This window comes from Komagataeibacter oboediens (assembly GCF_003207815.1).
GTDB lineage: Bacteria > Pseudomonadota > Alphaproteobacteria > Acetobacterales > Acetobacteraceae > Komagataeibacter > Komagataeibacter oboediens.
This window is the reverse complement of the sequence record NZ_NKTX01000009.1, coordinates 1-12,556: the sequence shown is the minus strand read 5'-3', so window position 1 is coordinate 12,556 and position 12,556 is coordinate 1. Positions and strand designations below refer to the sequence as shown.

Annotated in this window: 13 protein-coding genes and 1 pseudogene; 2 read left to right on the top strand and 12 right to left on the bottom strand. The window is 61.0% G+C overall.

The annotated features are described in order from the left end of the window. Positions 1-100: 100 nt before the first annotated feature. Genes CFR80_RS06455 through CFR80_RS06425 form a run of 7 tightly spaced genes read right to left on the bottom strand, consistent with a single transcriptional unit; the run spans position 101 to position 6,244 of the window. Positions 101-889: an inositol monophosphatase family protein gene (locus CFR80_RS06455; protein WP_010514521.1), complete on the bottom strand. Its 789-nt coding sequence runs from the start codon at positions 887-889 to the stop codon at positions 101-103. Between the two features lie 30 nt (positions 890-919). Further along, positions 920-1,420, bottom strand: coding sequence for an MmcB family DNA repair protein (locus CFR80_RS06450; RefSeq protein WP_010514520.1), 501 nt, complete (start codon positions 1,418-1,420; stop codon positions 920-922). 16 nt (positions 1,421-1,436) lie between these two features. Continuing rightward, positions 1,437-2,204, bottom strand: a complete 768-nt coding sequence (locus tag CFR80_RS06445) for a nucleotidyltransferase family protein (RefSeq protein ID WP_029329487.1) — start codon at positions 2,202-2,204, stop codon at positions 1,437-1,439. Positions 2,205-2,212: 8 nt separating this feature from the next. Next, entirely contained in the window at positions 2,213-2,995 is a 783-nt protein-coding gene (locus tag CFR80_RS06440) for a sterol desaturase family protein (protein WP_110507186.1), read from the bottom strand. Further along, positions 2,992-4,101, bottom strand: a complete 1,110-nt coding sequence (locus CFR80_RS06435; RefSeq protein WP_010514517.1) for an LptF/LptG family permease — start codon at positions 4,099-4,101, stop codon at positions 2,992-2,994. Before CFR80_RS06435 ends, CFR80_RS06440 begins: the two co-directional genes overlap by 4 nt. Further along, positions 4,098-5,330 carry an LptF/LptG family permease gene (locus CFR80_RS06430; RefSeq protein ID WP_029329485.1) on the bottom strand — a complete coding sequence of 411 codons (1,233 nt, stop codon included), beginning with the start codon at positions 5,328-5,330 and terminating at the stop codon, positions 4,098-4,100. The genes CFR80_RS06435 and CFR80_RS06430 overlap by 4 nt, the downstream gene beginning before the upstream one ends. Next, positions 5,327-6,244: a metallophosphoesterase family protein gene (locus CFR80_RS06425; protein ID WP_010514515.1), complete on the bottom strand. Its 918-nt coding sequence runs from the start codon at positions 6,242-6,244 to the stop codon at positions 5,327-5,329. Before CFR80_RS06425 ends, CFR80_RS06430 begins: the two co-directional genes overlap by 4 nt. 159 nt (positions 6,245-6,403) lie before the next feature. Here CFR80_RS06425 and CFR80_RS06420 point away from each other — a divergent pair, with 159 nt between their 5' ends. After that, positions 6,404-7,384, top strand: a complete 981-nt coding sequence (locus CFR80_RS06420) for a diacylglycerol/lipid kinase family protein (RefSeq protein WP_010514514.1) — start codon at positions 6,404-6,406, stop codon at positions 7,382-7,384. 12 nt (positions 7,385-7,396) lie between these two features. Beyond that, positions 7,397-8,365 (top strand): protein-tyrosine phosphatase family protein, encoded by a 969-nt coding sequence (locus CFR80_RS06415; protein ID WP_010514513.1) that lies wholly within the window; start codon positions 7,397-7,399, stop codon positions 8,363-8,365. Here the strand turns inward: CFR80_RS06415 and spt are convergent. The 5 genes and pseudogenes from spt to CFR80_RS06390 form a co-directional block, all read right to left on the bottom strand. Further along, positions 8,349-9,551, bottom strand: a complete 1,203-nt coding sequence (gene spt / locus CFR80_RS06410) for a serine palmitoyltransferase (protein WP_110507185.1) — start codon at positions 9,549-9,551, stop codon at positions 8,349-8,351. The two genes, CFR80_RS06415 and spt, sit on opposite strands and share 17 nt — an antisense overlap. A gap of 6 nt (positions 9,552-9,557) precedes the next feature. Further along, a complete protein-coding gene (locus CFR80_RS06405) occupies positions 9,558-9,809 on the bottom strand; it encodes an acyl carrier protein (protein ID WP_007400085.1) in 252 nt (83 codons plus the stop codon). A gap of 199 nt (positions 9,810-10,008) precedes the next feature. Further along, positions 10,009-11,748 (bottom strand): fatty acyl-AMP ligase, encoded by a 1,740-nt coding sequence (locus CFR80_RS06400; RefSeq protein WP_181418172.1) that lies wholly within the window; start codon positions 11,746-11,748, stop codon positions 10,009-10,011. Positions 11,749-11,801: 53 nt separating this feature from the next. After that, positions 11,802-12,026, bottom strand: coding sequence for a hypothetical protein (locus CFR80_RS06395; protein ID WP_258367741.1), 225 nt, complete (start codon positions 12,024-12,026; stop codon positions 11,802-11,804). A gap of 85 nt (positions 12,027-12,111) precedes the next feature. Then, positions 12,112-12,556, bottom strand: a pseudogene (locus CFR80_RS06390) (IS5-like element ISGdi1 family transposase); the annotation flags it as partial.

Sequence of the window (12,556 nt, the reverse complement as noted above, 5' to 3'; positions counted from 1 at the left end):
ATCCACCAAAACGGCCCGTGCCTTGGAGTGGTCCGTTTTCATGGCTGAATCATGGTCCATAAGGCAAGCCCATGTGGCACGATACAGCCATATATTGCGGTTATTTAAGGGAGACCCCGACTGCGTTCGACAGTGCATCGGCAATGCCCGGTGCGGCTGCCAGAATACAGACGCCTCCCGTCAGTCCGCCGTCGCGCAGGAAGGGCGATACACGCGCCCCGGCTTCATCCAGCAGCACGAGGGCCGCGGCCACATCCCACAGGTTGATGCAGATTTCCAGATACCCGTCCTGACGCCCGCACGCGACTTCTGCCAGGGCGATGGCACCGGACCCGCCCGACCGCGGCATGGCGCCAAGGTTCAGGATCGCGTCGATCTTCTGCTGGAATACGCCGGGGGGCACGCGGTTGCTCCATCCCATCTCGATCAGGGAGGATGCGGTGTCGGTAACCGGGGATGCATGGATGCGCTGACCGTTGAGGAACGCGCCATGCCCACGCACCGCCGTATAGGTTTCGCCCAGCATGGGGGCTTCGATAATGCCGGCAACAGGCATGTCGCCATCCATCAGGCCGAGCGAGATGCACCATCGGTTGCGACCGCGCGCGTAATTGGATGTGCCATCAATCGGGTCCACCACCCAGCGCAGGGTGCCGGTGCGGGTGCGACCTTCCTCCTCGCCCTGGAAGCCGTCTTCGGGGAACAGCATGCCGATTCGTTCGGATATGAAGGCCTCCACCGCGCCGTCGGTTTCCGTCAGCCAGTCCTGCGCGCTTTTCTGCGTGCCCTTGGGGCCGCCGGGCGCCGGGCGCATTTTCATGGCGAGGTCCGCGGCATCACGTACCACCGAGCGGGCGGCTTCAAAACGGGTCAGAATGGCCTGTGTCATGGGGTAGCTTTCTTTTGGGGTATGAAAATCCTAGTCCACGCGTAACGCCGTTTTCACCGCGCGGTCCACTTGGGGCGTTTCCATCCTGCCTAACCGTTCAGCGGCCTGCATGGCAAACTGTAACGTAAGTTGCTTTCGTCGCGCAGGGGCCAGCGTGGCCAGCGGGGAGGGACGGAGGATGGCACAGTCAACACAGGCAGCCATCCCGTCCACGCCGTGATCCGTCGCGGCCATGATCAGGCCGGTGTCCTGTGGCAGAACGGCCTGGGGAAAGTCCTGATTGACGGCAAAATACATCTGGTCGCACCACTGCACGTAATCCTGCCATTTCTGGTCGGCACGGAAATCGGGCAGTCCGGATTTGATCTCGATACAGATGAAATGGCCTTTGGGCGTCAGGGCCATGATATCGGCGCGCCTGCGGTCCGGCAGGCTGAATTCATGCAGCACCGCCCAGCCATGCAGCCTGCACATCCGGTTTGCGCCGGTGCGGATGGCGGACTGGACCTGTGGCGCGGGCGGGCGGGGCATGGGCCGTCCGGACCGGTCAGGCGGCCGGGGGGGCGGAGAGCAGCCGGGTCACCAGTTCCAGGTCGGCGGGTTTATCCACATCGACCGCGGCACGCCCGTCCGGCAGTGGAACCATGACGACCCGCGCATGTGACAGTTGCCCGATGCGTCGGCAGACATCTGCCCGCGTCAGGCGACGAAGGACGAACCGCAGCAGGATTCCCGCCCCCAGGGTGCGCGCCATCCTGAACGGGTGCTTGCGGTCGGCTTCCAGTTTCTGCCACAGCCGGATTACGCCACCGGCGGCCGGCGTACGGAACAGGAACATGTTGCAGCCCGAAAACGCGCCATCCGCCAGCCGGATCATGGTGCGTCTGGTGCCTGGCACATCGCGCAGGATATCCGGCTCCATCGCGATTCCGGCGGCGACGTCACAGCCACTGTCCTGCGCCCCCTGCACGAAGGCGTGGACCCAGCCTGGTTGCAGCAGGGCATGGTCGGCAGTGGTGACCAGCAGGGGCGTGCCCAGCGTGTCCAGCGCCCGCATGACACTGGCGCTGGGGCCTGCTGCGGGGGGAATGAAGGTCACATTGTCCGGGACGGCACCGGAGAGCACCTCAGGCCGTTCGATACAGACGGCAATCCTGCCGATGCCTTCGACCGCCTGCAGGGCCCTAATGACCCGATTGATCATGGGAATGCCGCATACCGGCAGCATGGCCTTGTGGGAAATCCCTGCCGCCTGCGCCATGGGGTCGGGACGACCCGGCCGACTGCCCGCCAGTATGAGAACATTCAGTCCCATCTGCGCGTTCACGCCGCGTTACGGATGGTGTTTGCGCCATCAGGCCGGTCACGCGGGGGGGAACCGGTTTCCTCCATTACCCATGGATACTGCTTGGCCTCTTTCACGTCATAACCAAGGTTGAACACCGTCGGGCTGCGGGGGCACCCACGGGCATCGGTGTAATAGCTACGGAACAGGCGGTCCGCCACAAAGCTGGTAATGCCGTAATTGCCGTTTTCGTTATGGAAGTGATGCAGTACGTGGCGCTGCTTCATCCGCTGGATCCAGCCCATACGCGGCTTGTAGTTCAGGTGCTGGATGCAGTGGAAGAATTCATAGATGCACGTAATGGTCAGCCCCGCGCCAAAGGCCGCCGCCGCCCCTGCCGTGCCGCCAATGGCATAACCGATGGGAATGGTGACGATGGCGATCGTGGGAATGGTGTTCAGCGGGGAACCGAACAGCACATCAAGCAGGTGGGGATCCTGGTGGTGATCGAAGTGGATGCGCTTCCACAGCGTGGCGCTCCATTTCATGCGATAGAGAAACCGTCCATGCAGGATGAAGCGATGAATGGCGTACCACACCAGCGGGTAGACCAGTATGACGGACACTATGCTGATCGCAACCGGTGCCAGCGACGTGAAATTATAGACCATCAACGCATAACTGGCGATTGCCAGCGCAAAATACAGCAGGATGGTGGGGTAGGTCAGGTAGGCAATCCAGAGCTGACGCAGGTTCATCTTGCCCAGGTCGAAACTGCGTCCTGTTCGGATGGAACTGTTTTTGAGGGTATTCGTAATCATCGCTCTTCGATCCTCAGTAGCACGGTGATGACGCCAAGGATGAAAATCAGGATCCCGACGAATATCGCCATAAGCGAGGGCAATGTTCCCGCATTTCCCAGTGCGCGCAATAGCCCCTGAAATACGATAAATAGCAGGCCCGCGCCCAGACACCAGATTGGCAGCCAACTGCGCGTTCCGGCCCGCGGTGGGATATAGACCACCGGCACGGCCAGTAACAGCATTACCGTGAACGTCACGGGTAACATGATGCGTCCCAGTATTTCCGTCAGGAAAAAGGACGGGGACTGGCTGGAAGGCAGCGCGCCGCGCTGTTCCTCCAGCATTGTGTTGATGGACTGTGTATAGCTGACCGTCAACTGGATGAGGTATCCCGGCGTCAGGGACGCAGGCCAGTCCAGACGTATGCTCTGCCCGGGCGGGGTATCCAGCAGGTCCACGCGCGTGGGGCTGACCACGCTGAGGATGCGGGTCGGCGTACCATACCAGCGACCGTGAATATAGTGCACATCAGCCAGCGTCGTGACTTTCTGCAGCAGGTTGCGGTGATCGCGGTGATAGACGGTCACCTGCTTCATCATCGCGCCGCCAGCACTGAGAAAGTTTACGTTTATCAGGTCATTGTTCGCCCTGATCCAGTAGTTGTGCCAGTCGTTCGGCGCATTGGGGGACGTGGCGTTCCACCATTGCGCCAGGGCCTGTTCCGTTCTGGGGGTGACCTGGTCATCGACAATGCCGCACAGAACGCCCAGGGCGATGACAGTGGGCAGCAGCAGCTTGATCAGTCCCGGCGTGGACAGGCCGGCTGCGCGCATGATCGAAATCTCGTTCGACGTAGTCAGTTGCAGCAGCGTCAGCAGCGTGCCGATCAGCACGGCAATGGGCATGGCGTTGCCAAACAGCAGCGGCATATGCATCACCGCGTAGTACAGCACCCCCGTCAGGCCAAGGTGGCGGTGCATGATTTCCGTCACCTGCTCCAGCAGCGCCAGGATTTCCATAAGTGCCACCACGATAATGGTGGTTGTCATCACCTTGGACAGCAGTTCACGCGACAGGTAGCCCAGCAGGACCGTGCCGCTGGCCAGGCGTAGCCGGAATTTCATGCTCCGGCTTCCGTAATGCGGCGCGGGAGCCCATCGGCCGACAGTTCGCGCGGCGGCAGGGCGGGACCACGGGTCAGCAGGACACGGATGCCACCTGCCTGATGGATCAGCATGCAGACGCAGATCACGGCGAATGCCAGCGTGGGCAGCCAGATCACCAGCAGCGGGGACGTATGCATGTTGGCGACAAAACTCATTCCCATCTGCAGCGTATGGTCAAAGCCGACCAGCGTGATCGCGGCGATGGCAAGGCCGGGGTTGCCCTTCTGCCGCTTGCGCACGCCGGCCAGTGCACAGGCAAGGATGGGGATGAACGGGATCGCCGCCGTACGGGCCAGACGGAAATGCAGTTCGGCAATCATGTAGGAATGGCTGATGGACGGGTTGCCGTGCCGTATGCCGTAATACAGCTCCGGCACGGTCAGTTCACGTTCTGTTTCACCACGGCGGCGATAGGCTTCGTCATCCAGCTTGGCTTCGGGCGAGATGAGGCGGGTGGTACGCGTGAACTCCGTAATGGAGGGAGACTTGTCGGCGCTGTCCGTCACGATCGTGCCATCGACCAGGTCAAGGCGTATCTTCGAACCATCCGCGGGGATATAGATATATCCTTTCTGTGCAGAAATAAGGCGGACATGCGCCTTGTCCGTCTGGTCGCGGATAAAGACATTCCACAGGCGCGATCCGGCGTGATCGACCGTTTCCGCCGTCAGCAGGATATTGTCCGATTCCGCGAACATCTTGGACTGCAGATGCGGCGTCCAGCCCGCATGGCTGGCGAAATAGAAGGCCGAGCGGTAATCGTAACGCGCGTATGGCTGTATGAACCCATACAGCGAAAAGGCCAGCAGGCCGAATATGGCCCCCGTCAGGACAAAGGGCTGGCATATGCGGAAGATCGACACCCCGCCCGCGGTCAGCGCGTCGATTTCATGGTTGGCGCTCATGCGCCGGATCACGGAAAATACGCTGACGCACATGGCGGCAGGCAGCGCCAGGCCCAGATAATGGGGTACGAGATCGCTGAGCAGCGCGACGAAGGTTTTCATCGAACTGCCATTGGCCGCCAGCAGGTCGAACAGGACCAGCAGCCGCTCCAGCAGCAGGGCCGCCATGACCACGCCCAGCGCAATGGCAAAGGGCGGCACGACCTGACGCAGCAGGTAGCGGTCCATTGTGTTGGGACTGAGTTTCCCTACAATCCGATGTGGCAAGGACATGCGACTCATGCAGGCGTGCTTACACCGGAACCACACTGTGATGGAGAGGGCAGGTCAAAAATAGTTTCCTGCCCCGTGCCTGTCGTCGCATCAGCCATGAAGAAACGACGCACGACATGCAGGCTGTAACCCGCGTCATGCGGGGTGACCGAAATACGGTTCCATCCCGCCGCGCGCAGCGGATCACACGAACGTGCCGAAGCCGATGCGATCCCGACGACCGGCACCGGTCCCATGCGACCGGGAAGGGAGGACAGGGTCGATGTATGGGTATGGCCGTGCAGGATCATCTCCGCACCTTCGGCAGCGATGCAGGAGTCAAAATCCTGTATGTCCGTCAGGGATTTACGGCGTATGGCCAGTCCCGATACCGGCGGGTGGTGGATCATGACGATGCGGCACAGTCCCTGCCTGCCGGTGTCCCGCAGGATATCGCGCAGCCGGGCTGCCTGCCGCGTGCCAACGGTTCCGGTCGCCATGAACCATGGTGTGGGTACTGCCGAACTGACCCCGATCAGCGCCACGTTTCCCACCCGCCGGACGAAGGGAAACGGCAGGGGGCCCATCCATGGCTGCCACAATCCCAAGGTCTGGGGCCATCTGTCATACACAAGGGTGTCATGATTCCCCGGAATGACTGTACACGGTGCAGGCATCTGCTCCAGCCAGCGTCGTGCCTGCCTGCATTCCCCCGGCAGGCCCATATTGGTCAGGTCGCCCGTTACGGCGATCATGCTGACCGGACAGGTTGCGATATCCGCCATGACCTTGGCCAGGATTTCCGGGCGATGGAGATGGCGGCGGCGGCCTTTCCACGAAAAATAGCTGAACATGCGCTTGTTAAGTCGTTCCCCCACGCGCGGCGGCACCATTTCGGTGGGCAGGTGGGGGTCGGATAAATGCGCGATGGTGATGGTGTTCAAGCTGACCTCTTTCCTTGCCTCATGCCTGCCGGTACCGCTGTCGACATGTGTTATGGCTGCGTGCGCGGGAGGGCGCTCTATCTTTTCGTGCCTTGCAATAGAAGGCAGATGGTTGCTTATGGCCTGTAAGTCAAATTTCAGACAGGGATGGAATGATCAGTGACCGGACGATTTGCGCTTGTTTATAACCCGCGCAGCCGGCGGAACATGGGCGACAGGAGCTTATACGCCCAGACAGCCCGTGATCTGCTGGGAGAAAACTTCGTTGATCCGGCTGACCGTTCCCGTCTGGATGCCAATATTGCGGAATTCGCGTCGCGCGGGACCGACTGTATCGTCATAGATGGAGGGGACGGGACCGTCAGTGACGTCCTGACTGCCATCCACCGGCATTATCCAGCGGACAGGCTGCCTGCCCTGGCCATCCTGCCATCCGGCAATACCAATCTGATTGCGGGGGATGTCGGTTTCGGGCTGCGTGGCATCAAGGCGCTGGAACACCTGCAGCGCCTGGACGCATCGGGCCTGCTGCGTCGGAACGTGCGCAGGCGCTGCGGGCTGGTTGTGGAATGGCCGGAACCAGACGGTCGCGCGCCCGTCGTGGGCATGTTCCATGGGGCTGCCGCGTTTACGCGCGGCATCGAACTGGCCCACCAGCCGGCGATCCTGAACAATTATTCGCATGAAATGGCGGTTGTCGTTTCGTTCCTGTCATCGGTGGCGCATCTGCTGACACGGCGGTCCCGGCAGGAATGGATGCGCGGCAACGCGCTTGTCATGCGGGCCGGGGCGCATATCCAGCGTCAGGGCAACTGCTTTCTGTTCCTGTCAACGACGCTGCAGCATCTGCCCCACGGCATATGGCCGTTCTGGACCGCGCCTGGCACGCGTGACGATGTCATCAACTTCCTTCATGTTGCAGGCCAGCCTTCGCGACTGGCGGCGGCGGCATGGGCGCTGCTGCGTGGACGGCACCCGGCATGGCTGCGACAGGATCCGGATTATTGCAGCGGGTGTGAGGACCGCATTGAAATGCTGCTGGAATCCGATTTTGTACTGGATGGGGAGGTGTTTTCACCCGGTCCCGCTGGCCGGATCGTGCTGTCCGCGACGGCCCCGATAGATTTCATTCACGCGTAAGGAAGGGTGACCATGCCCCAGTCCAGTCCTTCAGACCGCACTGCCGCAGCCGGTCGGGTCGCCCACCTGCTGGCCCATGATCTGGTTCAGCCGGTCGCCCCCTTTGTGACCGGGTTTGTGACGCGCCTGCTGGGCGGGACGCAGCCGCTGGGTGTGATTTTTTATGGGTCTGCCCTGCGCGCGCCAGACCCGGAAGGTATCCTGGATTTCTATGTGATTGTCGAACGGCTGGAAGACTGGACTGCTGGCACGCTGTCACGTGAAGCCAACCGTATCCTGCCGCCCAATGTGGAATATCACGAAATTACGATTGAGGGACGCGTCATCCGGGCCAAGGTGGCAATCCTGTCGATTGCACAGTTCCGGCGCATGACTGGGCGCGCCACATTGGATACGACGGTCTGGGCGCGCTTCTGCCAGCCTGTGCGACTGGTATGGGTGAGGGGACCGGAGGCGGCGGATGCCATTCTGGCCTGCATCATCCGCGCGGTGGCGCAGGCCGGGCGCTGGGCTGCGGCACTGGGTCCTGCACACGGGACGGCGGATGATTACTGGCTGGCCTTGTTCGCGCACACCTATGGCGCGGAACTGCGTGTCGAGAACGGGCACAGGCCCAGGAGTCTGCTGCAGGGGCAGGAGGCGCGGTACAGGACCCTGTTACCTGATATATGGCGGGCCGATGGCCTGCCCTTTACGTGCACGGGGGACGAACTGTCGCCCCGGCTGACACCAGAACTGCGTCAGGCCATGCGTGAAGGCTGGTGGCTGCGCGGCCGGTTGGGCCGTGTGCTGAATGTCAGCCGCCTGTTCAAGGCCGCGTTTACGTTTGAAGGCGGAGCACGCTATCTTGCATGGAAGATCAGGCGCCATTCCGGCATTGAACTGCCGCTGGGGCCGTTTTCGGAACGGCATCCGCTGATCTGCCTGCCGTATCTGTTATGGAAATTACGGCAGGCAGGTTTTTTCAGGCGGCGCGATTGATACCCATCTCGCCCGCTACAACGGCGAAGATTTCGACCGCCCTGTCTATCTGCTCCGGCGTGTGCGTCGCCATGACGGACGTCCGCAGCAGCGGATGCTGGTCAGGCGTTGCGGGCGGCAGGCTGAGGTTGACGTAACCCCCCAGATCCAGCAGCCGGTTCCAGAAGGCGACCGCAACCGCCACATCATCCAGAATGACGGATACGACAGGGCTGGCCTGCGGGCCGGTGCGCAGCCCGGCAGCCTGCAGCCCGGCATGAAGCCTGCGGGCGTTATCCATAAGGCGCACACGCAGTTCCGGCCTGTTTTCCAGTTCCGTTAGCGCGGCCATGGTCGCGGCGATGACTTCAGGCGGCAGGGATGCTGTGAACATGTAGGGACGTGAACACAGCCGGATCAGGTCCAGCCCGTCGTGGTTGGACACACAGTAACCGCCGACCGTGCCAAGGCTTTTTGAGAAGGTGCCGACAACGAAATCGACATCATCCTCCACCCCGTCGGCTTCCGCCACGCCACGGCCATGTTCGCCCATTACACCAACGGAATGCGCCTCATCCGCCAGCAGCCACGCACCGGTTTCCCGCTTGACGGCCGCGAATTCGGCCATGGGCACGACATCGCCCATCATGGAATAGATGCCCTCGACCACGATCAGTTTCGATCCTGGCGTCCCTTCAAGGCGGCGCAGGCGTTTGTGCAGGTCATCGGCATCGTTATGACGGAAGCGGATGACCTGTGCATGGCCAAGGCGGCTGCCATCATAAATGCTGGCATGACTGTCCGCATCCAGCAGGAGGTAGTCGTCCTTGCCCGCAAGCGCGGAAATCGTGCCCAGATTAGCCTGATACCCGGTGGAAAACACCATGCAGTGCCTGCGGCGGAAGAAGGCGCACAGCCGTTCTTCCAACTGGCGGTGCAGCCCCTGCGTACCATTGGCGATACGCGAACCGGTCGTGCCGACGCCATATGCCTTGGCGGCTTCCACCGCAGCTTCGATCGCGGCGGGGGACTGGCTCAGCCCGAGATAGTTGTTGGTACCGAACAGAAGCGTCTCACGTCCTTCGATCAGCCCGACCGTGGAGGAAATGGGCTTTTCGATCACGACGTTGAAAGGATTGCGTCCGCCGCCAGCCGTCACGGCCGACAGGGCGGACGCGAGACCTTCATATTTCGAGAAAATTGACATGGTGTATCAGGATGCCTGCTTGAGAGAGACGATGCAGGCCGCCAGATCATCAATCGTGCGGATATCCGCCAGCCGGTCAAGCGGCACAGAAACGTCGAGGGTATCCTCGATTTCCATGACAAAATTCATGACGGCCAGTGAATCAAAGGCCAGATCCTCGACGATCTTGCTGCTGCCATTGATATCACGGGGAACCTTGGGGTTCGCCAGCAGCGTCTTCACGATCAGCGCGGAGACGCTCGCTACCGTTTCACTCATTCCTACATCCTTATGGCATGTCCTGCCTGCTTACAGGCAGGGGATCAGCATGAATGGCCTGCCCCACAGTCCATGACCGGGGGAGCGGGGACTGCAATCGGTCCCCTGATCGGAAGTCTTATGATCGAAAAACAGGTTTTTGGCCAGTCCTGCTTTACATTCTTGCCCGACCGGACGGGAGCCGTGCGGCTCCGCTCCATCAGGCCACGGAAACCGACGATGTTTCCAGCGGCTGGAACGCACCAGACAGCAGCATGGCCTTTGCACGCGCACGCGTCAGCTTGCCCGATGACGTCTGCGGCAGCGTATGGGGGGGCACCAGAATGACGGAGACATCCACCCCATGCTGCCGGCGGAACAGGTTGGCTGTTTCGGTTTTAAGTGTTTCACGCGCTTCGGGGGAAGAGGCACGGCACTGGACCAGTGCCACGATTTTCTCGCCTTCATCCTCGTCAACCGAAAAGACAGCGACATCGCGGCTGCGCAGGCTGCTGATTTCGGTCTCGGCAGACCATTCCAGATCCTGCGGCCAGATATTGCGGCCGTTGATGATGATCAGGTCCTTGGCGCGGCCGGTTATGACAACCTGTCCATCCAGCATGTATCCCAGGTCGCCGGTATTCAGCCAGCCATTGGCATCCACCACGCGGGCGGTTTCCTGCGGGCGGCGAAAATACCCCTGCATCAGGCTGGGGCCGCGTACGAATACGGCCCCGATCTGGCGGTCATGCAGCACGTTGCCCTGCGGATCGCGGACTTCCAGTTCATGGCGCGGCAGGACTTCACCGCAGATGACAAAGGTGCGCAGGGCGCGCGTAGGATCATTGGAAGGAATGGCTTCGCCCCGCGTTTCCAGTGCGCGCAGGTCGATCGTATCCGTCCTGATGCCCGAACCCAGCGGTGCGAAACTCATGGCCAGCGTGGCTTCGGCCATGCCATAGCTGGCGGTAAACGCGCCGCTGTCAAACCCGACCGAGGCAAAGCGCTGGGCAAAATCCTCAAGGATATGATAGCGGATCATGTCACCGCCAATACCCGCCACGCGCCATGACGACAGGTCAAGCTCGATGGAGGTGGCGCGACGTGCGCACAGTTCATAGCCAAAGGACGGGCTGTAGGAAATCGTGCCACGGTTGCGGCTGATCAGATCCAGCCAGACATGCGGGCGCCGCGCGAATTCGCGGGTGGGCAGCATGTCGACACTCAGTTGACATGTCATGGGGGTCAGGAAAAAGCCCACCAGACCCATGTCGTGATAAAGCGGAAGCCATGATACGCAGCGATCGCCCGTTTCCCGGACCTTCAGCCCGTTCAGGGCGATGGCATGGGCATTTGCCATGCCGGAACGCTGGGTAACCGCGATTCCCATGGGGAAACGGGTGCTGCCCGAGGAAAACTGCAGGTAGGACAGGTCATCAGGCTGGACCGAGGGCAGCGTTTCGACCGTAATGGGCGTTTCCAGCAGTTCCGCTGGCGTGCCGGAGAATTTCAGATCCAGCCCGGCGGTGATCTCATCCGTCCATGATGAAATGATGGAGGCAATGACCACGGCGGAGGCTGCGGCCCCTTCGATCATTCCACGCAGTGTGCCCACATAACCTTCACGCCCGCCAAATGCGACCGGCAGCGGCAGGGCGGCAGGAACAAGGCCTGCATACTGGCAGCCAAAGAAAATACGGGCGAAATCCCCATCGCTTTCGGCGACGATGGCGACACGGTCACCCGGTTCCAGCCCCAGCGACAGCAGGCGCCTGGCCGTCTCGATCGCCTGTTCGCGCAACGTGCTGTAAGGCAGCGTTTCGAGCAGTACGCCCTTGCCAGAGTAGATGTTGAAGCCGCTCTTGCCCTGTGCGGCATAATCCAGCGCTGCCGGGAACGTCGGAAAATCGCCGTAACGACGCGGCAAACCAGAATCGGAGGGGGTCGGGAGGCTTATCATTTCCGGTAATGTGACTTCCACAGACGTAACTTGAAACGGCGAATGGGCGGTGTTCAACCAATTAACCTCAAAAAGTCAATAATCGATTTCGCGCCTTTGGCCGCCGTATCTTCCGGAGCCGCAAACCCGAACGTATCGCGTATATACTCTTTTTGTCGATCAAGGAAATTTGCATGCGTGAGGAAGGCCCTGTCAAGGGTAAGGGCAAATTCATCCATGCTTGAAACAACGGGGCCAAGGGTCCAGTTTTCGTAATTCGGGTTGCCACGCCATTCCACCCGATGCGTATTCAGAAAAATGCAGGGGCGCGGTTTTGTCAGGAATTCACTGACCTGGCTGCTGAGAGCCCGATCCGAAAGTTTTTCAAGCTTGACAATGCCTTGCTGTCCGTCGTGTGAGCATGCGGATCGAGGCGATCAATGTCCATGCGGTTGAGGAAGCAATGGACTTTTCCCAATCTTTGGCGAGCCGCCTGCACCGTCCCAGCCAGGCGAATGTCCGTTCAACCACCCAGCGGCGCGGCAGGATCTGAAAGCCCTTCGCCGTATCGGACCGCCTGATGATTTCGATCGTCCATTTTCCCATGGAGGCGAGCGCGGATCGCAATTTGTCGCCAGCATAGCCGCCATCAGCGAAGATGTGGCGCAGCCAGGGAAAGCGCCTGCGTATTGCCGCCAGAACATCAACGGCCCCATCACGGTCCTGGATGTCGGCGGCATGAACGAGGAGAAAGATCAGGAAGCCGCAGGTATCAGTCACGATATGGCGCTTGCGGCCCTTGACCTTCTTGCCCGCGTCATAGCCCGAA